Below are 18,984 nucleotides of genomic sequence, written 5' to 3' on the forward strand. Positions count from 1 at the left end.
TAGTAGAGCGCATACCCTTCAATCACGCGATCTGGCATATCTGGGTCCTGGCGGGTTCAATTTTCCACTTCTTTTTTATCCTCCTGGATGTGATCTAAAGAAGTTGTGGGCCATAAGCCAGGACAAAACCGGCTATTATGGCGATAAGCTTCTTCAAATTGAATTTGTGATCACGAGAACTTTCAAAGAGTATAGTCGTTGCAACATGAAGGAAAACACCGGATGAAAGAGCATTGATGCGATCTAAATAGGGTAGGACTTCTGATCGTTCAATAGCCACAAAGCTACCCAGGGGAGACATCATTGCAAAAAATGTCAGGAATACTAAAATTTGTTTGAGGGGATATTTTGAGCGTAAAAAGACCAAGGTCAGAATAACTGATACAGGAACCTTGTGAACAATTACTCCAACTAACATTCGATCGCTATGAGCTGCCGGAAATCCTTCTATAAGCGCATGTACAGACAGCCCAAGAAAAAGGGCCCAAGGGAAGGTTCGTCTTTTTTGTTCTAAATGAACGTGGCCATGTTCAGCACCGCGCGTAAAAAAGTCGAGCACTAGTTGCAGGAGCAAACCACAGGCAACCCATAAGCCGGTCTCTTTCCCAAGGCTCTCGTAGGTATCTGGTAACAGTTCAAATAAAGTGACACCTAGTAAAAAAGCTCCACTGAAAGCCAAGGTTATCGATAGCACAAAGGGATCTCTATCGCGAATTAACTTCGCGAGTATTGCCCCTCCCAGGACCGATAATATAAGTGCTAGATAGATCACGATGTTTTAAATATCATAATTAGACGATCCGACCTCTCAGAATCAAAAGGCTGAAGCTCATAATCACCGAAAGTTTCAATTAGATTTAGACCAGTTTGGTCGAAGTAACGCAAAAAATCTGACAGATATAAGGTTTTTACTCGTTCCGTAAAGCGCAAGCTACGGTGTTCATCTTCCAAATGAATATCTTTTACGATGTACTCACCCTCGAGTCTTTTACTAATTTGAAACCTAATACCGTCAATCACTTTAGTTTCCTCTGGAACTAGGTGATTCTTGACATACTCAGCATTCATAAAATCGATTATACCAACTCCATTCGGTTTCATTTCGGATTTGATCGATTGGATGGTTTGAAGATCCTCTCCTTCGGTTTCAAAATATCCAAAACTGGTAAATAGGTTGAAAACAGCATCAAATTGTTCAGGAAAGGGTTTGGTCATGTCATGGACAAAAAAACGAAGTCCTGATCGTTCAAATTCTTTGGCTGCATGAATACTGCGTTCAGACAGATCTAAACCCGTAACGTCATAACCTAAGGAATTGAGATAAATGGAATGTCTGCCCTTGCCGCAGGCCAGATCCAGTATTGAACTACCGGGTTTTAATTGAAGGAATTCGAGTAGACGATTCATAAAGTGGGCTGCCTCTTGATCATTCCTGTCCTTGTACAGTACATGATAATAAGGCGTGTTAAACCAAAATGAATACCAATGATTACCCATAGGAATTTCTACAAGCATCTAAAATAGCTCAATTTTTTACCATCTTTGCAACAGTTATGGGAAAGAACTTTCTTATGGTCGCTAAGACCTTGTATGGTCTGGAGGATCTTTTGGTCAAAGAACTACGCGACCTTGGAGCATCGGAAATCGAAAAGGGTGTGAGAAGCGTATCCTTTCAAGGTGACACTGGTTTTATGTATAAGGCAAATTTGTGCTGTCGTACCGCAGTTAGGATCCTGAAACCGATCTCATCTTTCAACGTTTTTGATGAGGATCAGCTCTATAAGCGGATCTATGAAATCCCCTGGGAGAATCATATGGATAGTCGTGGGACGTTGTCCGTAGAATCAACCGTTTTCTCTAAACGTTTTACCCACTCCAAATATATCGCCTTAAAGACCAAAGATGCCATAGTCGATCGTTTCAGGGATCGTTTTGGTCACAGACCGGACATCGACAGATATCATGCATCCTTGCATGTGCACATTCATATTGACCGTCAGATTGCCACGGTTTCATTGAACAGTTCAGGCCCATCGTTGCATAGGAGAGGCTATCGGGTTGCACCAGTTGCGGCTCCGGTAAGCGAGGTCCTGGCAGCGGGATTGATCATGCTGTCCGGTTGGAGTGGGCAATGTGATTTTCTCGACCCCATGTGTGGAGGTGGAACCATTCCTATCGAGGCTGCGATGATCGCATGTAACATCCCGGCGAACATTAATAGGGCTGAGTTTGGTTTCGAGCATTGGCCAGACTATGACCCTGAATTATTCGAGCTAATCCGAAATTCTGCCTTGAAGCGGGTCAAGGAATTTCATTTTAAGATATATGCCAGAGATCGGGACCCACTTGCGATCCGGAAAACAAAGGCCAATGTTGGAGAAGCCAGCTTAGAAGAATTCATCGACATTCAACAAGCTGATTTTATCAATAGCGAAAAGGAGGACAAGGAAAAGAATTTGTTCATTTTGACCAATCCACCTTATGATCAAAGACTTTCCCTGAGGGATGTATCAGACTTCTATGGTCGCATCGGCAGTACCCTCAAACACGGTTATGCCGGAAGTGAAGCTTGGCTTTTTGCCGCCAATGAGACTGCGCTGAAATCCATTGGGCTTAAACCCAAGAAGAAGATCAAATTATACAATGGTAAATTAGAAGCCAGATTGGTCGGGTTTAATCTCTTTAGCGGAACCCTAAAAGCACGAAAAAGTACTTCTACTTCCTAAAGATGGGTATCAGGTAAGAAACCGTAAACCCATAACCTGCACCGAACTCACTAAAGTCATAGGTCCTGTTATAACCCGGAATGATAAGGTTATCGAAATTCTCCGGTCTGTCCTCTGATAGCAATCGCTTAAGCTGCAGATTGACGCCTAAGAAGATATTATTCCAGACCTCTGTCTTAACACCGAAGACCAGTTCCAGCCAGGAAGCTGAAAGTCCGTCATAGGTGATTGGATCTGTTTTTAATTCTGCGGGAAAGGTGGGGTCTGTTGTGTATATACTGTAAGCCAGCAATTCTTGCTCAAATGTTGCGAAGCCGTATCGCAAACCAAAATAGATCATATTGTTCATACCGATCCAATTCTGGTAGGCATTAAAATCAACACCAAGTTTGGCATAGCTGCCTGTAGCTCTGGATTGTAGATTGACCTCGTCCCATTCCCGTTCTTCAGTACCCAATTCCAAAGCCGCCCAAAATCGTTCGGAGAACCGAAAATCTCCCTGTATCTCAAATCCCGTATAGCCATCTTCGAAAGCCGTCCTCGCCAATTTTGACAGATCAAGACCCAAACGTAGTCCGTAGATATTTGTTTTGCTCAAACTATCAGGCAAAACCTCCTGTTGCTGCGCCTTTGCATGGCCAGCCAAGATCAACGCACTAATGAAAAATGGTAATATGAGCTTCATTCTCATTTTCCACACGGGTTAGGTTAACATTGGCGGTAAGGATCCATGCCTGGTTTACGTCATCGACTCGCTCAAAACCCAGCGAATCGTAAAAGGTCTTAAATGCACAGGCCCTATTTACATAGATATCATCCCGAACATAATTGATATTAACCAGATCAGTATTAGCATCTTCCTCACTATTAGAATTAGTGGTGAAATCCAATGCCGTAACATCAAGGTTAACATTTAATGGGATGGCAATAGAGTCAGTGGTACCGGTAAAAACCACGGTACTTTGATCTGAGGCGGAAGTGATCAATAAATTGGGAACTGATTTTGATTGATTTGGACTGGCTATATCCCTGAACACAATAACTAGCAGTGGGGTAGTGGGTGTGTCTTGGGTGCAGATGTCATCACGGGTACAGCCCGCCAGAATCAATCCGACCAGGAGAACAACCAAAGATCTGAGCTTAAAACGTATATTCATCTCACCGCTTCTCTAAAAGTACGATATTTTCTACGTGGGCTGTATGGGGAAACATATCGACCGGTTGAACAGCCGTTACCTTGTAATGATCGTCCATCAGTGACAGATCCCTCGCTTGGGTTGCCGAATTACAACTCACATAGACAATCTTGGGAACACCAGAATGTATAAGGGTTTGAACTACATCTTTATGCATCCCATCCCGGGGTGGATCTGTGATGATCACGTCCGGAGCCCCATGTTCTTCTATAAATTGTGAGTTCATCACTTGCTTCATGTCTCCAACCACGAATTCTACATTGTCAATGGAGTTTAACCGGGCATTAATTCGTGCAGCATCTATGGCTTCCGGAACTGATTCTACCCCGACAACCTTACCGGCCTTGGCTGCCACAAATTGAGCAATAGTGCCTGTGCCCGTGTAGAGATCGTAGACCGTTTCACCTCCTGTAAGTCCGGCCATTTCCCTGGTAAGTTGATACAGGCGATATGCTTGAGCGCTATTGGTCTGATAGAACGACTTAGCCGTAACCCGAAATTGCAAGCCTTCCATGGTCTCGGTGATGTAATCCTGTCCGTGATAACAAAGGATATCCTGGTCATAGAGGGTATCGTTGGACTTTTGATTGATCACATACAATAAGGAGTTGATCTCTGGGAAATTAGTCTTGATTGCCTCCATCACAGTATCTATGACATTTTGATCAGGATCAAAGAATTGGACCAACACCATGACCTCACCTGACAATGTTGTTCTTATCATCAAGGTTCGGAGTGTACCGGCTTGATTTCTGAGATTAAAAAATGGAATGTTCTCTTTCCTAGCAAAATCCCGAAGGAAGTTTCGGATGGCGTTGGTCTGTTTCAAAGGTAAATGGCATTGGTCGATATCCACAACCTTGTCCCACATTCCAGGCTTGTGGAAGCCTAAAGCTCGTCTATCGGGAATTTGATGGTCAGAAGCGACCTGCTCTTGCGTTAACCATTTGGAATCACTAAAGCTGTATTCCATCTTATTCCGATAATTGTAATGCTCATCAGAACCTACTATCGGAGTAATATCTGGCAACTGGATACCGCCAAGGCGTTTCAAATTATTGACCACCTCCTGCTGTTTAAAGTACAGCTGGTCCTCGTACTTCATGTACTGCCACTTGCAACCACCACAGACTCCGAAGTGTTCACATCGCGGTTCCGTTCGTCGGTCTGAGTACTTACTAAATGAAACAGCAGAACCTTCATAATAGGCTCTTCGTTTCTTAAAGGTCTGTACATCGGCAATATCACCGGGTACGGCGTTATTGACAAAGACCACACGGCCATCAGGTGCCTTGGCTACAGCTTTACCTTTGGCTCCGGCATCCAACATTTCCAGGTTTTCAAATAAGGGTTTTGATCGTCTTCTAGGCATGGTTTCAAAAGTACTACAAATGGGATTTTTATTTGATCTGGCTTTCAAAAAAGATGCTCAATTATTTAGTAATTTGCAAGTCCGGATGATTTCTCTCCAAAAAGAAGGAATGGTCAATGTAGGATCCGTTAATTCAATTTAAAATGGCGGTATTAGAACACATTTCGTCTCAAGAGGCGATGGCGCTTGAAAATAAATATGGCGCACAAAATTACCACCCGCTTCCGGTTGTTTTGAGCAGGGGAGAAGGTGTATTTGTATGGGATGTAGAAGGCAAGAAATACTACGATTTTCTCTCTGCATACTCTTCCGTAAACCAAGGACATTGTCATCCCAAGATCGTTTCGGCCTTGAATGAACAAGCTGGAACGCTGGCGCTGACGTCCAGAGCTTTTTACAATGACATGTTAGGCAGGTATGAGAAGTTCGCCACTCAGTACTTCGGTTATGATAAGTTGTTGCCGATCAATACAGGTGCTGAAGCAGTAGAGACGGCCATTAAATTATGCCGTAAATGGGCATATGAGGTCAAGGGTATCGATCTAAACAAAGCGAAGATCGTGGTGTGTAAGAATAATTTCCACGGACGTACTACTACAATTATCTCCTTTTCCAACGATCCTGTGGCACGAAAGAATTTTGGTCCCTACACCGAAGGGTTCATCAAGGTGGAATACGACAACTTGAAAGAGTTAGAGGAGACGTTTATGGCCCATGATGATATTGCAGGCTTCTTGGTAGAACCGATTCAAGGTGAGGCCGGAGTATATGTGCCAAGTGAAGACTATCTGATTAAAGCGAAAGCTTTGTGTGAGCAGTATAATGTTCTGTTTATTGCCGATGAAGTTCAGACTGGTATTGCTAGAACAGGTCGTTTATTAGCGTCCTGCGGAAACTGTAGTTGTCCTAAGCGGGATTGTTCTGGAACTCCAGATGTAAAGCCTGATATCCTGGTCTTGGGCAAAGCACTCTCCGGTGGAATGTATCCAGTTTCGGCGGTACTATCCACCAATGAGATTATGAATGTTATACAACCGGGTAATCACGGAAGCACTTTTGGAGGTAATCCACTTGCAGCCGCCGTCGCCATCTCCGCTTTGGAAGTGGTTAGGGACGAAGAATTGGCTCTAAATGCCGAACGACTTGGGAAGTTGTTCCGAAAGCATATGAATGCTTATATCGAAGAGAGTAAGATCGTACGACTTGTTCGAGGTAAAGGATTGCTCAATGCCATTGTGATCAATGACGATGAAGAAAGTGATACTGCTTGGAATATTTGTTTGAGATTAAGAGATAATGGTCTATTGGCCAAGCCAACTCACGGGAATATCATTCGATTTGCCCCTCCTTTGGTCATGACCGACCATGAGCTCGAAGAATGTGTCTCTATAATCACGAGTACCTTAAAAGAATTTGAAGCATAAAAAAGCGGCCCTTGTGGCCGCTTTTTCGTTATGGTAGGAGGAATAATTTACCCCCGTACTGTTCCATGATATCTTGATTCATTTCCATGATTCCTTCCATACCCAGGGTTGCAAATAACCATATTACGTATCCCAGGTAAATCAGATTTAAGATTAGTCCGATAATAGCGAGGATTCGTCCTGTCTTTACATTATTAAATCCAGTATACTGCTCCGGAGCTTCGACATAAAGGGCAGTAGCCTTCTTGGCCATGACCAAAGCAATAATTGCAAATATCAATCCTAGTACACCGTAACAGCAACAGGTCAGAATGGAGAGTATTCCAAATACGAGTATGAGCGTGGAATTAGGGAGTTTTTGTTGTTCCATGTTAGATAAGGTTGGTTAATTATATTTAAAAGTAATTTAAATCGTGGATTAATTCATTATAAATGATCAATTTATGAGAGGTATGGGCTCATTTTGATTACATAACTAACCACGATGACGGCGACGTTGAAGATCAACAATCCGATTTTGATCTGATAGTCGTATTTAAATTTGATAAAGAAGTTGACAATAACAAGTGCGGCCAAAAGGAATAAGGTGTAGATGGCCGGGTACATTTTGAAAGCTGCTACAAATTCTCCCTGAAACAAAAGGGCCGTAGCACGTTGAATGCCACAGCCCATACATTCTACCCCGAAGATTTTCTTATTGGTACATTCCAGCATGAAATCTTCAAGGCCCTTGGTCATCTATGGCTTATCTTTTATTGAACACACTGATCTTATAATCTAGTGTGATGTTATCTGTTGTATTCAGTTTTACAATATAGATACCGTCAGATAGATTCCCGGTAGGGAAGGAGTAACGACGACTGTTACCTACGTTCTGCTCACTGAGAACTAGTTTTCCATTGATGTCGAAGATATTGGCCTGTGCAATGTCATAACCCTCCGGATTGCTGATCTCCATATGTGCGGACCGATTATTCTGAACAACGTCAATACTTTCCTTTATTTCCGCAATCAACTGACCGGCCTCTTCTTCCATTTGCCTATTACTCTTAAACACGATATAAAATCTATTCGCATAGGTTCCTGGCGAGAGCACAAAGGTTGCAGTTTTACCACCGGTGAATTGCTGGTAGGTATCTGCTTCAGAATCCCAGATGTACATATCCCTCGTAAGGTGCAACTCTTCATCACCAAAAATCGATAATTTCCGTTGCTGTTCTAGTCTGACAGTAAGTGGAATCTGGTAGTAAGGATCAAAAGGCACAGTTTGCAATACCATCTTTGCTTGTAGACCATCACGCTGAATAGGAAACCATATGTCTCCAACATCTGCATCCATTGGATGAGGAACATCCCATCTGCGATCAAACTCATTAGTCATCTCGTTATTGAACATGAGAACCATATCCCGGATGTGATACTGATCATTAGTTCCTAAAACTCCAAATTGTGTGATAATATGTAACCTAGGAATAACAGGACCGGAGTTTTCTTGTTGATCCTGCTCAGTGTCATTATTATCGTTTTGATCTTGATCCGTCAGTGATATACCTGATGATGATGCAAGTGATATTGCATTTTGTGCATTATTGTTCATACCACGCATCACAGAAGAGGACGGGTCCTCCTGCTCGAATACACGCATGCTATTTGTGAAGGTTACGGATGAATTAGGAGTGCCTTGGATTACAAAACCTTGACCTACGGGGGAGTATCTACGAGGTATGTCCTCTCCAACATCCGATGTAGCGTCTCCTTGTGTCCCGTCGTTGTTCCACTCGTAGAAAGTGGGCACCATATAAGTTCCGTCTGCATCAGGTACGTTTGTCCAAGAGCCATATCCACCTTCATTATCTACATAATAGTGTGAATTAATACTTCTGTTCTCGTCCCAGAACCAAATAGCGGTGATATTTGTGTTATCAGTCATTAACAGGTCCAAATCTATTGCGGAAGGATATGGGTTTCCCGATAGTACCTCTCCGTCAACGGCACTTCCAAGTTCACCACCCCCGGCGTCAGCCGCAGGAATCTGAACATCAATGTCTCCGTTATTCGGACGTCCTCTAAAATCGTAGGTTTGATTATTTGTATCCTCATACAAATTTCCATGGTTGGTTATGTTTGTGCCCTTCATGGTGAAGCCAATGCCCGGAGACCTTGTACCAGTGTTAAATCGTTGCCAGGAATTCAAGCTATTGTATGAGTAAAGCCATCTGCCTGAAATGGTCAATTGAAGATCGGCTCCAAGTCCACTACCAGAACCATTTTTAGTCCCTATGGGGGTTATCACCGAAGCTCGAGAATCAGTAATACTAGAGATTCGCTTATCCTCTATGATGCTTACGTCAAATGGTAAATTTCCTGAAGTTGAAGCATTCTCTTGACTCACAGGAGAGGACCATAAATTGTAGTCAAATGAGTCTGATCTGGTGTCTTGCAAAACAGAGATTGTTCCATCTCCAGAATTTGCAACATCATTACCTTGGATCAGCTGTGCATCATCTCGCAGATAAATACTCGCTTCTGTGGTCGCATCATTGGTATTTGCATCAAGTTCAATGTCATCCGTAACATACAGAACAACATCACTAGCATAGATATACGAGTCCTGGCTTCCTGTTGGCTTTACAGATAATTGTCCCCACACAACGGGAGCAGTGCAAATAACTAAGAATGCAGATAGTAGGGTCTTCATAATTTGTTTTTTTACATAAGCACTTTGGGGTAAAGGCCTTATTATTAGGTTAAAAATAGAAATATTTTCCGAATTTGTGGTCCAATATTCAAAAATTCGCACAAGTAATCCTAAAAAAGTTCGTCAAGTAGTAGTATATACTCGTTGAAATGCAAAATAATGTAGGAAAATACAGCTTCAAACTTGGAGATAAGGTGCAACACCTCGACGAAATGATCGAAGGAGAAGTGGTCGTGATTCATGAAAAATCGGTTGTGGTAAGTGACCAGGACGGATTTGAACATGAAATCGCAATGGACAAGCTTATTTTTTTGCCTGATCAATCTGAAGAAAATCACCTAAAAACATCGCTCTTATCAGGACCTGTGCAATCTAAGGATGAGGAAAATAAACCAAAGAGATCCACGAAGCGTGAAAAGGGTCTGCCCAAAGTTCCAGAATTCGATCTTCACCTTGAAAAGATGTTGGACCATTATCCCAATCTGCACAAGAACAATGCCTTAGACTATCAATTAAACTACGCCAGGATGCAGCTGGAACGAGCCATAGCCAATAAAACTCCCAGGGTAATTTTTATCCATGGCGTTGGTGAGGGAATCTTGAAGCAACAACTTCTCAAGTTGATCCGTCAATACGATCAATTTGACCCACAACCGGCCAGCCCCAGAAAATATGGCGCTGGAGCCACTTTGGTCTATATCAGACAGCGATAGTTTATTGGAAATCAGGGGTAACGAAAAGACTGCCGGACAATATTCCGGTCTGAGTTCCTAGGTCTAGACTTTCCTGTATGATTTGCTCCTCTCCACTTATCAGTACCAGGTCATTGAGCAATACTCGAACGTCACTATTGAAGCTGAATTCGTGAATTCGATAGATATCTATCACGGTCGAAACTGAAACGGCTGGATTGAGAAAATCCGGGCCTGCCAATGGATCGGTGACGTCATTTGTTGGATCCAGATCTATATTGGTGTCTTCGTACCTGGTCAATATCCCATCATTGTCATCGTCGGTGTCCAGGTAGTTCGGGATACCATCTCCGTCAGTATCCTGGGGGTTTTGTGGATCAATTCCGATTTCACTAAGAGTAGGGACGTTATCCCCATCATCATCAAAATCATAAAAATCCGGAAGGCCATCCCCATCGGTATCACCATCTCCTTCAAATTCAGGATCTAGGCCGTCATTATCATCAAAAATCGTAGTGATAAATAGGGTTGCAGAACCATCATTGGCCAGATATTCCTGGGATATAGACGGTGTGGTCGGAGGAATACTGTTACAGAAGTATGAGGCATCCACAGCCTCATTAAAAAGCCGATAGTTCACTTTGCTTGTGTTGCCATTGAGAGTGAAATTGAGAGTGTCAGACTCAACAAACAAAGATTCATCTCCAGGGATCTGAACAGATATACTCTCGGCCGGATCATTATTGATCTTAAAGAAGACTACTACATCAGACCCAAAGCAGCTCTGAAGCGTAGCGTCGTCAAATTCGAAGGTGGTTACAATGATATCTCCGTCATTACAGGAGTAGAGGGCCCAGAAAATCAGGCTGAATAAGAGCAGCTTTCGCCTCATATGCCGTGTCACTTTTGCGTCTGCAAAATACCATTTTTCTTATGAACAGATTGATTGGCATTCGCATTATATGTTTATTTTTGTCCGGATCGATCCTAAGCAACCATAATCCGGATGATCTTACCCACACTATGAGAGTTTATTTTGACAGCGCAGCTACTACCCAGCTTCGAGACGAAGTGGTGAATAAGATGGCTGAAGTTCTTAAATCTGAATATGGAAATCCCTCATCAACACATAGTTATGGCAGATCTTCTAAGGCATTACTTGAACAGGCAAGAAAGGATGTTGCCGCGCATTTAAAGGTAGAAGCTGGTGAGATCATCTTTACTTCAGGTGGTACTGAAGCAGACAACCTGATCATTCACAGTTGTGTGGACGACCTGGGCGTAGAACGCATCATTACCAGTCCGATTGAACATCACGCCGTTTTACATTGCGTAGAGGACCTGGCCGAAAAACGTGGAGTCGAGGTAGAGTATACCCAACTGCTTTCATGTGGTAGCATTGATCTTGAGCATTTAAGTGAACTCCTGGCCAACTCTCAAAAGAAGACCTTGGTCAGTCTGATGCACGTCAATAATGAGATCGGGAATATGTTGGATCTGGAAACAGTAGCCAGGATGTGTAAAGAAGCAGGAGCGCTAATTCATAGTGATACCGTTCAGTCCGTAGGCCATTTTGACATGGATTTCTCCCAGATTCCCGTTGACTTCGCGGCGGTAGCCGCCCATAAGTTCCACGGCCCGAAAGGAGCAGGATTTGCCTTTGTGCGCAAGAACACAGGCTTGAGGCCGCTTATCCACGGAGGTGCCCAGGAAAGAGGGTTAAGAGCAGGTACAGAAGCGGTTTATGCCATTGTCGGTTTGGCAGAGGCACTGAATCTATCTTATCAGAATCTTGAAGAAGAATCAGCGTATATCGCTGGTTTAAAACAGTATTTCATCGAAGAATTGGGTAAAGCCATTCCCAACGCTAAATTTAACGGGGGTTGCACGGATATAGGGAAAAGCACCTACACCCTGATCAATGTTTGTATTCCCATGCCTGCGCAAAAGGCTTTAATGCTGTTGTTTCAGCTCGATCTGAAGGGGATAGCCTGTTCTAAAGGAAGCGCATGTCAGAGTGGAAGTTCCGGTGGTTCTCATGTACTCAAAGCGATCCAATCTCCCGAAGAGTTGCAAAATCCATCTCTTAGATTCTCTTTTTCACATTACAATACCAAGGACGAAATCGACTACGTGGTAGGAGTTCTTAAAGACTTTCTAGATTCCTAACAATTAGAAACGCGCACTCAGGCGCACATTGAACACCCTTGGGGTAAGAAAGTTTGGAATGGCGTACTGGGTTTTGGTATATACATCCCGCACCCAAGTATTGGTAATGGAGTTTTGAACGTCGAAGATGTTGAAGATCTCTGCGCCTACAGCAAGTTCTCTAAAAGGCTTTAGAAATCCTTTGTTTCTGCGGTTATCCTGCCGCACAATGACGTAAGACACACCGAGGTCTGCCCGTCTGTAGTCCGGTAATCTGGTTTGGAAATCGTAAGGATCTGCATAACTAGGCGAACCACCAGGAAGTCCCGTATTGTAGACCAGGTTCAAATACATTTTTAGATCTGGAATTACCTTGACATAGTCCTGGAAAAGAACAGCGAATTTAAGTCGCTGATCAGTCGGGCGGAAGATATAACCCCGGTCGTCAATGTTTTCCTCGGCCCGCATATAGCCAAAGCTCACCCAACTTTCCGTACCTGGCACAAATTCACCCGCTAAGCGGACATCAAGACCATAAGTCCTGGCCACCGCGTTATTGTTCGCCCTATACCTGATCCTGACATTTTCCAGGGTATAGGGGTTGACATTGGTCAAATGTTTGTAATAAACCTCAGAATTGAGCGTAAATGGCCGATCCCAAAGGTCAAAACTGTAATCATTGCCCAAAACCACATGAATGGATTGCTGGGCTTTCACTTCTGGTCTGACGGTTCCCGTAGAATCACGAAGTTCACGGTAGAAGGGAGGCTGGTGATAGAATCCACCAGACAGTCTGAACAACATATCAATATCCCAATCCGGTTTCAAAGCCAATTGAACCCGAGGACTGACCACGGTCTGAGTGTTCGACTGAAGATTTCGTCCGCTCACTGTCCAGTTGTGTGCCCGGATCCCGGCATTCATCCAAACGTCATTGGATCCCCAAGTAGATCGTTTACTCCACTGCACATAACCGGAAAATCTATTGATCTGCACATCATTATCCGCCCTGATCTCTGTAAAAGGAACTATGGGCGAATCGAATGGCTCGTAGGGTTGATTATTCCCAAAATCGGGCACCGGTGGTCGGATTGAGAAACCGGCAGAATCGATTATCTCGTATTCTTCTACCCGATCCCTGAAATCTTCATGGGTGTATTTAACCCCATATTCAATGGTGTTCTCCTCGATCTGAGCAACTCCCTTATGTTCAAAGTTGAAGATCAAAGCGTCCAGATCGTTCCTTGCGTGAGTAAGCTGAGATCCGATCCCTTCACTGAATTCCACCTCTCCCAGATCCTCACTTCCGATATCCGTATTTACCTGTCCCAATCTGTACCTGGCGAATATGTCAAAATATTCCTGTTCCTGGGTATGATAGGCAGAAGCAATGAATTTGGCGGTGTAATTGTTGGACACTACCCAAGTTCCTTTCAAGGCTCCAAAATAGGTGTCGTATCTATCTTCCTCCTGGCCTTCATAAAAGATAAGCAAGGCAACTGGGTCTGATAATGTCCCAAAATTGGTCTGCCTGGTTAAGGGTTCGTAACTGTAGTCATTGACAGAAATATTCCCTAGGAAGCCCAGTTCGAATTTACTACTGACCTTGTAGGTGATCCAGGTCTGTGCGTCGGCGAAGACGGGCCGGAAATTTGCATCCGTCTGTCTGGCATCAACGAAGAGACTGTTATTGCGGTATCTTAATCCAACTATTCCGGACAGCCTTCCGTCTTTAGAAATTCCGCCGGCAGAAACACTAGCACCCAGGAAGCTGAGGTCAACGCTTCCCTCATATCGGGTTGGCCTTCTGTAGGTAATATCTAAAACAGAAGAGAGTTTATCTCCGTATTTCGATTGAAACCCTCCTGCCGAGAAATCTACCTTGGCAGTCAAATCACTATTTACAAAACTGAGTCCTTCCTGCTGACCACTGCGGATCAGGAAAGGTCTGTATACTTCTACTTCGTTCACATAGACGAGGTTCTCGTCATAATTTCCTCCTCGAACGGCGTATTGAGTACTCAGTTCATTATTACTACTTACCCCAGGTAAGGTCTTTAGCAGATTCTCTACCCCAGCATTTGCACCTGGAATTTTCCGTATGGCCTCAGGGCTAATGGAGGTAATTCCCTCTACTCGTTTGCGTTTACGAGCATCCAAAACCACTTCACTGATCTGTTCCACATCCACCTTCATCACCGGGTTGAATTCGTAGTCCTCATTTGGCGAGAGGGTAAGCGTTAAGGTGACATTCTGATGACTGACATGCGAGTAGGTCAGAGTTACAGCTTGGTCCGCAGGAATCTCAATGAAATAGAAACCATTAAGGTCCGACAGGGCGCCTCTGGCCCCATAACTAATTGTCACCCCTGAAATGGGGAAATTGTCCTCATCCAAGATTACACCTTTTACAGTGGCCGTTTGAGCGAGGATCACACTACAGGAAAAGAAAAATATTAGCTGAAGGAAAAACCGGGAAAGCTGCAATAGGGGAGGTTTATTGTTGTTTTCTATATATGGTTGCCTCAAATGTAGCACTATTTCCTACATTATCCACAACTTCAATTTGCAATTTCTGTTCGGTCTCAGATGAAACCATATCGTCAAAATTATAAACGATCCTATTCTTCTTGTAGTCATATTCCATAAGCGCGAATTCACCATTGATGGTGGCCCGGTAGGATCCAATTCCGCTCTTACCATCCGTTATCTTTAACGAAAGTGTCTTATTCTTGCTCACCCATTGACCATCTCTAAAATTAAGCGGCTGAATAACAGGCGGGACTTCATCGCTTGCCAACACATAGGTCCCTAATGTTCTAGTTTTAATGGTGATCTTATCGTTCTCCAGTGTTGATGACTGATAATATGGTTTACCAGAAGGAGAAAGCCTTCCCAGGTATAGACGGGACCGGTCTTCTTCAGGATGGGCAGAAACATCCATGCGGACCGTAATATTTTTATGCACGGGAATCTGATCCTTATCTAGTATGATGGTATCCCCTTTGGCACGAATATCCAGATCGCTGTTCTCATAGAGGCTGCCGGCTGGAAAATAAAGTGAGAATTTACCTTTGGTCAGTGCGGTACCCTGATCTGAAACGATCAGCTCTCCTTGGATCGTCTTGTCCGGAATGTTCAGGTTTAGCCCAGAAGAATACTCGATCGGAACATCAATGATGACCTCGTTCCCGGCTTTATCGCTACAGATGATCTTGACCATTTCGGAATACCCCTGCTCCATCCTAATTGTACCATCATTGCCCTGCGTCTTCAAGAGGCTAAGCGGATTATCATTCTCCCGGAACAATTTCTGGACCCGGCTCCTGTTCTTTTTCCAATAGGCGTAATCTACATACTGATTGATGTATCGAGTCTCATTGAAGTTGAATTTGTCAAATTTTATCTCAAAGAGTGGGCTGCCATTTCTGGTCGTTATCACCTGGTAAAGTCCATTTTTATTGGATGCACCGTCCTGCTGGTCATAGGCGGACACCCCAAAGCCAATCTCCCCCGCTGCCTTTATTGTTCGGGCGATGTAATGCCCATTGGACTGCCGGCTAAGTTGAATTTTGACAGCCTTGGTCAAATTATTGACATGAGCAGAATCCGACAAGGGATAAGCGATGAGCGAATTGATCAGGGGAGGACGGTTGTCTGGAATTTCCATGCCGTAATCCATCGGATTCATAGGCCTGGAATTGGCATCACGAATCTCGAAGTGGAGGTGAGGCCCTCCGCTGCCTCCTGTGTTTCCGCTGTAGGCGATCAGGTCACCTTTCTTAACAGCCAGCTGTTCTTTTTCCGGAAATAACTCTAACTGGAAGGATTCTTTTCTGTATTGATTGGTCTTCACATAATCCTGTATGGCCCCAGCATAATTTTGAAGGTGGGCATATACCGTTGATTGCCCGTTGGGGTGCTGCAGGTAAAGGGCTTTTCCATAGCCGTAATGACTTACTTTGATCCGGACCACATAACCATCGGCCGCAGCGTAAACCGGCAGACCTTCACGTTGTTGGGTTTTGATGTCCAATCCGGAATGAAAGTGATTGGATCGCAATTCTCCAAAACTACCCGACAAGATCATAGGTATATCCAGAGGAGGTGCAAAGAAGTTGGGATCGCCATTCGATTGTCCCAGTGCGGGCAACGAAAAAAAGATCATAAATAGGCCGGCAAAAAGCTCGCGCATAATGAGGTTATTCGTTTTCAATTAAAACGGGGAGATCCGATGGATATGATCGGAGGGAATCAATATTACAAAATAAATGCGAAAACTTTTGACTATTTCGGTTGGCTTCTCTTAACTTTGTGAGAACGTATTGATGGCAGGTTATTGATGAGTACCATTTCCGAAATTGTTGAGAATCTGGAAATTAAGATTCACCAGCTGGTGAAACGCCAGAAGGAATCTGAACAAGAGTCGTCCCGTTTAAAGGCTCAATTAGAGGAAATGACCAAGGACCGTCAGGAGTTGGAGAACCAGGTGGATACCTGGCGCGAGAAATGCAACTCTTTAAAACTTGCCAACTCGATGCTTGGCAGCGACCAATATAAACGAGAGACTAAACTTAAAATAAACGCATTGATCCGGGAAATTGACCATTGTATAGGTCAGTTATCGGATTGAGAAGAAGATGTCAAATCAGCTGAAGATCAAGCTTTCCGTGGCGGATCGAGTTTATCCGCTTACCATCAACCCGGACCAGGAAGAAGGGTTAAGGAAGGCCGCCAAAAAGATAGAGGCTATGATCAAGCGGTTTGAAGAAAGCTATGCCGTAAGGGATAAGCAGGATGTTTTGGCCATGTGTGCCTTACAGTTTGCAGCCCAGGTAGAGCAAAAGGTCATCGATAGTGATAATGATCAGGTAGATGTGGAAAAGCGCCTACAAGCGCTGAACCAGTATCTAACTGAAGAGTTATCATAACGTTCTTTAGACATACAAAAAAGGTTACTGCCTACGTTAATACACATTTTTGGTAAACTCAACACGAATTCTTTAAAAAGGGTGAGTCGTTGTTGTAAAAGCGCGCCGTTACCGGTTTCAATCGGTTGGACGGATTCTTGATCAGCACGTTAATCCTAAACTTGTTTTTAAGGAGTTTATTCAAAATTACCCTATTAACGTAGGCTTTTTTTTATTTATACATACCAGTTATGGACAATATAATTACCATCGTAATAGTGGGAGTCGTAGCTCTGATCGCAGGCTTCCTCATCGCCAAGATGCTGGAAAAGAACAATGCATCACAGGTTGTTCGTTCTGCTAAGAAAGAATCCAATGCCATCTTAAAAGAGGCTAATACTGAGGCGGAAGCGATCAAAAAGGACAAGATCCTGCAGGCCAAGGAAAGGTTTATCGAACTAAAGGCTGAACATGAAAAGGTGATCACGGCCCGAGACAAGAAAATTGCAGAGGCGGAAAAACGCACCAGGGACAAAGAGTCCAAAGTGTCGAGCGAATTGGCACGGAACAAGAAATTAAATGGCAATCTCGAACAAAAGTTGTCGGAATATGATAACCGTATGGCTATCCTGGACAAGAAGAAGTCCGAGGTAGAGAAACTTCACCGTTCTCAGATCGAGCAATTAGAGGTTATCTCCAGTTTGTCTGCAGAAGACGCAAAAGCTCAATTATTGGAGAGCTTAAAAGAGGAGGCCAAGACAGACGCCATGGCGTTCATCCAGCAATCCGTGGAAGAATCCAAACTCACGGCTCAGCAAGAGGCCAGGAAGATCGTGATCAACACTATCCAGCGGATTGGAACAGAAGAAGCCATAGAGAACTGTGTCTCCGTGTTCAACCTGGAAAGTGATGATGTAAAAGGACGGATCATTGGACGAGAGGGACGAAATATTCGTGCGATCGAAGCGGCCACCGGAGTGGAGATCATCGTTGATGACACACCAGAAGCGATTATCCTGTCTTGTTTCGATTCAGTAAGAAGAGAGATTGCCCGTTTATCCATGCACAAATTGGTGACCGATGGACGAATTCACCCGGCCAGGATAGAAGAGGTCGTCAGAAAGACCCGCAAGCAGATCGAAGAGGAGATCATCGAGGTTGGTAAACGAACGGTCATTGACCTTGGTATCCACGGTCTTCATCCGGAACTCATCAAGGCGGTCGGACGGATGCGCTATCGTTCGTCATATGGCCAGAACCTGTTACACCACTCCCGTGAGGTGGCACGTCTTTGTGGTACCATGGCATCGGAATTAGGCCTGAACGCCAAACTGGCGAAACGGGCGGGTCTGTTGCACGATATTGGTAAGGTGCCGGAAAAAGAAACCGAAACACCCCATGCCATTTTAGGTATGCAGTGGGCCGAGAAATACGGTGAGAAACCGGAAGTCTGTAATGCCATTGGAGCTCACCACGATGAAATCGAAATGAACAGTCTTCTTTCGCCTATTGTCCAGGTGTGCGACGCCATAAGCGGAGCCAGACCAGGAGCCCGAAGACAGGTCTTAGACTCATATATTCAGCGGCTTAAAGATCTTGAAAACATCGCCTTTGGCTTTAATGGGGTGAATAAAGCCTATGCTATTCAGGCCGGGCGCGAATTACGCGTTATGGTAGAAAGTGAAAAGGTGAGCGACGAGAAGGCCGCTCAACTATCCTTCGAGATCTCCCAAAAGATCCAAACAGATATGACCTATCCGGGACAAGTGAAGGTCACGGTTATCCGAGAGACTCGAGCTGTCAACATTGCCAAGTAAA

At 44.1% G+C, this 18,984-nt stretch carries 19 protein-coding genes and 1 other RNA gene (1 of these 20 only partly in view); 9 read left to right on the plus strand and 11 right to left on the minus strand.

All coding sequences use genetic code 11. The features are described from left to right. Positions 1-98, plus strand: partial view of a PAQR family membrane homeostasis protein TrhA gene (gene trhA / locus BST85_RS04675; protein ID WP_104812196.1) — the 3' end only. Its footprint begins 523 nt before the window's first position; 98 of the gene's 621 nt are visible here — the last part of the coding sequence; its start codon lies beyond the left edge, outside the window; the stop codon is at positions 96-98. Here the strand turns inward: trhA and BST85_RS04680 are convergent. Both BST85_RS04680 and BST85_RS04685 read right to left on the minus strand, forming a co-directional pair. Then, positions 95-772, minus strand: coding sequence for a ZIP family metal transporter (locus tag BST85_RS04680; protein ID WP_181039956.1), 678 nt, complete (start codon positions 770-772; stop codon positions 95-97). The genes trhA and BST85_RS04680 overlap by 4 nt on opposite strands. After that, positions 769-1,515, minus strand: a complete 747-nt coding sequence (locus tag BST85_RS04685; protein ID WP_245917636.1) for a class I SAM-dependent methyltransferase — start codon at positions 1,513-1,515, stop codon at positions 769-771. Before BST85_RS04685 ends, BST85_RS04680 begins: the two co-directional genes overlap by 4 nt. Positions 1,516-1,553: 38 nt before the next feature. Here BST85_RS04685 and BST85_RS04690 point away from each other — a divergent pair, with 38 nt between their 5' ends. Next, positions 1,554-2,726, plus strand: a complete 1,173-nt coding sequence (locus tag BST85_RS04690) for a THUMP domain-containing class I SAM-dependent RNA methyltransferase (RefSeq protein ID WP_104812199.1) — start codon at positions 1,554-1,556, stop codon at positions 2,724-2,726. On the opposite strand, the gene BST85_RS04695 is transcribed toward BST85_RS04690, so the two are convergent. From BST85_RS04695 to rlmD, 3 genes are read right to left on the minus strand one after another with little or no spacing between them, the layout of a single operon-like run. Continuing rightward, positions 2,716-3,417: a DUF6048 family protein gene (locus BST85_RS04695; protein ID WP_146090651.1), complete on the minus strand. Its 702-nt coding sequence runs from the start codon at positions 3,415-3,417 to the stop codon at positions 2,716-2,718. The two genes, BST85_RS04690 and BST85_RS04695, sit on opposite strands and share 11 nt — an antisense overlap. Beyond that, complete coding sequence (locus BST85_RS04700; protein ID WP_104812201.1) at positions 3,383-3,883, minus strand: DUF6452 family protein; 501 nt, start codon at positions 3,881-3,883, stop codon at positions 3,383-3,385. Before BST85_RS04700 ends, BST85_RS04695 begins: the two co-directional genes overlap by 35 nt. A gap of 1 nt (position 3,884) precedes the next feature. After that, on the minus strand, positions 3,885-5,294 hold the full coding sequence (rlmD, locus tag BST85_RS04705; protein ID WP_104812202.1) for a 23S rRNA (uracil(1939)-C(5))-methyltransferase RlmD: 1,410 nt from the start codon (positions 5,292-5,294) through the stop codon (positions 3,885-3,887). A gap of 143 nt (positions 5,295-5,437) precedes the next feature. Here rlmD and rocD point away from each other — a divergent pair, with 143 nt between their 5' ends. Continuing rightward, a complete protein-coding gene (rocD, locus tag BST85_RS04710; protein WP_104812203.1) occupies positions 5,438-6,718 on the plus strand; it encodes an ornithine--oxo-acid transaminase in 1,281 nt (426 codons plus the stop codon). A 28-nt stretch (positions 6,719-6,746) separates the two neighbouring features. Here rocD and BST85_RS04715 read toward each other — a convergent pair whose 3' ends face one another. From BST85_RS04715 to BST85_RS04725, 3 genes are all read right to left on the minus strand, one after another. Further along, positions 6,747-7,088: a CCC motif membrane protein gene (locus BST85_RS04715; RefSeq protein WP_104812204.1), complete on the minus strand. Its 342-nt coding sequence runs from the start codon at positions 7,086-7,088 to the stop codon at positions 6,747-6,749. Between the two features lie 71 nt (positions 7,089-7,159). Then, on the minus strand, positions 7,160-7,456 hold the full coding sequence (locus BST85_RS04720; protein ID WP_245917637.1) for a DUF2752 domain-containing protein: 297 nt from the start codon (positions 7,454-7,456) through the stop codon (positions 7,160-7,162). Positions 7,457-7,463: 7 nt separating this feature from the next. Next, the gene (locus BST85_RS04725; RefSeq protein ID WP_146090652.1) at positions 7,464-9,416 is read right to left on the minus strand and encodes a T9SS type A sorting domain-containing protein; all 1,953 of its coding nucleotides are present in this window, start codon (positions 9,414-9,416) and stop codon (positions 7,464-7,466) included. A 149-nt stretch (positions 9,417-9,565) separates the two neighbouring features. Between BST85_RS04725 and BST85_RS04730 the strand changes: the two genes are divergently transcribed. Beyond that, positions 9,566-10,129 carry a Smr/MutS family protein gene (locus BST85_RS04730; RefSeq protein WP_104812206.1) on the plus strand — a complete coding sequence of 188 codons (564 nt, stop codon included), beginning with the start codon at positions 9,566-9,568 and terminating at the stop codon, positions 10,127-10,129. 1 nt (position 10,130) lies between these two features. On the opposite strand, the gene BST85_RS04735 is transcribed toward BST85_RS04730, so the two are convergent. Next, positions 10,131-11,000 carry a hypothetical protein gene (locus BST85_RS04735; RefSeq protein WP_104812207.1) on the minus strand — a complete coding sequence of 290 codons (870 nt, stop codon included), beginning with the start codon at positions 10,998-11,000 and terminating at the stop codon, positions 10,131-10,133. 131 nt (positions 11,001-11,131) lie between these two features. Here BST85_RS04735 and BST85_RS04740 point away from each other — a divergent pair, with 131 nt between their 5' ends. Then, positions 11,132-12,277 (plus strand): cysteine desulfurase family protein, encoded by a 1,146-nt coding sequence (locus BST85_RS04740; RefSeq protein ID WP_104813904.1) that lies wholly within the window; start codon positions 11,132-11,134, stop codon positions 12,275-12,277. 3 nt (positions 12,278-12,280) lie between these two features. Here BST85_RS04740 and BST85_RS04745 read toward each other — a convergent pair whose 3' ends face one another. Together BST85_RS04745 and BST85_RS04750 are read right to left on the minus strand one after the other, a co-directional pair. Beyond that, positions 12,281-14,743 (minus strand): TonB-dependent receptor, encoded by a 2,463-nt coding sequence (locus tag BST85_RS04745; RefSeq protein ID WP_104813905.1) that lies wholly within the window; start codon positions 14,741-14,743, stop codon positions 12,281-12,283. Between the two features lie 10 nt (positions 14,744-14,753). Beyond that, complete coding sequence (locus BST85_RS04750; protein ID WP_104812208.1) at positions 14,754-16,451, minus strand: M23 family metallopeptidase; 1,698 nt, start codon at positions 16,449-16,451, stop codon at positions 14,754-14,756. A gap of 147 nt (positions 16,452-16,598) precedes the next feature. Between BST85_RS04750 and BST85_RS04755 the strand changes: the two genes are divergently transcribed. From BST85_RS04755 to rny, 4 genes are all read left to right on the plus strand, one after another. Continuing rightward, the gene (locus BST85_RS04755; protein ID WP_104812209.1) at positions 16,599-16,889 is read left to right on the plus strand and encodes a hypothetical protein; all 291 of its coding nucleotides are present in this window, start codon (positions 16,599-16,601) and stop codon (positions 16,887-16,889) included. Positions 16,890-16,896: 7 nt separating this feature from the next. Next, on the plus strand, positions 16,897-17,187 hold the full coding sequence (locus tag BST85_RS04760) for a cell division protein ZapA (protein WP_104812210.1): 291 nt from the start codon (positions 16,897-16,899) through the stop codon (positions 17,185-17,187). A 56-nt stretch (positions 17,188-17,243) separates the two neighbouring features. After that, positions 17,244-17,365: non-coding RNA, 6S RNA (ssrS, locus tag BST85_RS04765), on the plus strand. A 52-nt stretch (positions 17,366-17,417) separates the two neighbouring features. After that, the gene (gene rny / locus BST85_RS04770) at positions 17,418-18,983 is read left to right on the plus strand and encodes a ribonuclease Y (RefSeq protein WP_104812211.1); all 1,566 of its coding nucleotides are present in this window, start codon (positions 17,418-17,420) and stop codon (positions 18,981-18,983) included. The last annotated feature ends 1 nt before the right edge of the window (position 18,984 follow it).

Origin of the sequence: Aureitalea marina (assembly GCF_002943755.1) — a bacterium.
GTDB classification, from domain to species: domain Bacteria; phylum Bacteroidota; class Bacteroidia; order Flavobacteriales; family Flavobacteriaceae; genus Aureitalea; species Aureitalea marina.

Coding starts and splice junctions, on each gene's coding strand:
- BST85_RS04750 (WP_104812208.1), bottom strand. CDS start 16,451: ATGCGCGAGCTTTTTGCCGGCCTATTTATGATCTTTTTTTCGTTGCCC.
- rny (WP_104812211.1), top strand. CDS start 17,418: ATGGACAATATAATTACCATCGTAATAGTGGGAGTCGTAGCTCTGATC.
- BST85_RS04730 (WP_104812206.1), top strand. CDS start 9,566: ATGCAAAATAATGTAGGAAAATACAGCTTCAAACTTGGAGATAAGGTG.
- BST85_RS04740 (WP_104813904.1), top strand. CDS start 11,132: ATGAGAGTTTATTTTGACAGCGCAGCTACTACCCAGCTTCGAGACGAA.
- BST85_RS04755 (WP_104812209.1), top strand. CDS start 16,599: ATGAGTACCATTTCCGAAATTGTTGAGAATCTGGAAATTAAGATTCAC.
- BST85_RS04700 (WP_104812201.1), bottom strand. CDS start 3,883: ATGAATATACGTTTTAAGCTCAGATCTTTGGTTGTTCTCCTGGTCGGA.
- BST85_RS04715 (WP_104812204.1), bottom strand. CDS start 7,088: ATGGAACAACAAAAACTCCCTAATTCCACGCTCATACTCGTATTTGGA.
- rocD (WP_104812203.1), top strand. CDS start 5,438: ATGGCGGTATTAGAACACATTTCGTCTCAAGAGGCGATGGCGCTTGAA.
- rlmD (WP_104812202.1), bottom strand. CDS start 5,294: ATGCCTAGAAGACGATCAAAACCCTTATTTGAAAACCTGGAAATGTTG.
- BST85_RS04760 (WP_104812210.1), top strand. CDS start 16,897: ATGTCAAATCAGCTGAAGATCAAGCTTTCCGTGGCGGATCGAGTTTAT.
- BST85_RS04695 (WP_146090651.1), bottom strand. CDS start 3,417: ATGAGAATGAAGCTCATATTACCATTTTTCATTAGTGCGTTGATCTTG.
- BST85_RS04720 (WP_245917637.1), bottom strand. CDS start 7,456: ATGACCAAGGGCCTTGAAGATTTCATGCTGGAATGTACCAATAAGAAA.
- BST85_RS04690 (WP_104812199.1), top strand. CDS start 1,554: ATGGGAAAGAACTTTCTTATGGTCGCTAAGACCTTGTATGGTCTGGAG.
- BST85_RS04725 (WP_146090652.1), bottom strand. CDS start 9,416: ATGAAGACCCTACTATCTGCATTCTTAGTTATTTGCACTGCTCCCGTT.
- BST85_RS04685 (WP_245917636.1), bottom strand. CDS start 1,515: ATGCTTGTAGAAATTCCTATGGGTAATCATTGGTATTCATTTTGGTTT.
- BST85_RS04735 (WP_104812207.1), bottom strand. CDS start 11,000: ATGAGGCGAAAGCTGCTCTTATTCAGCCTGATTTTCTGGGCCCTCTAC.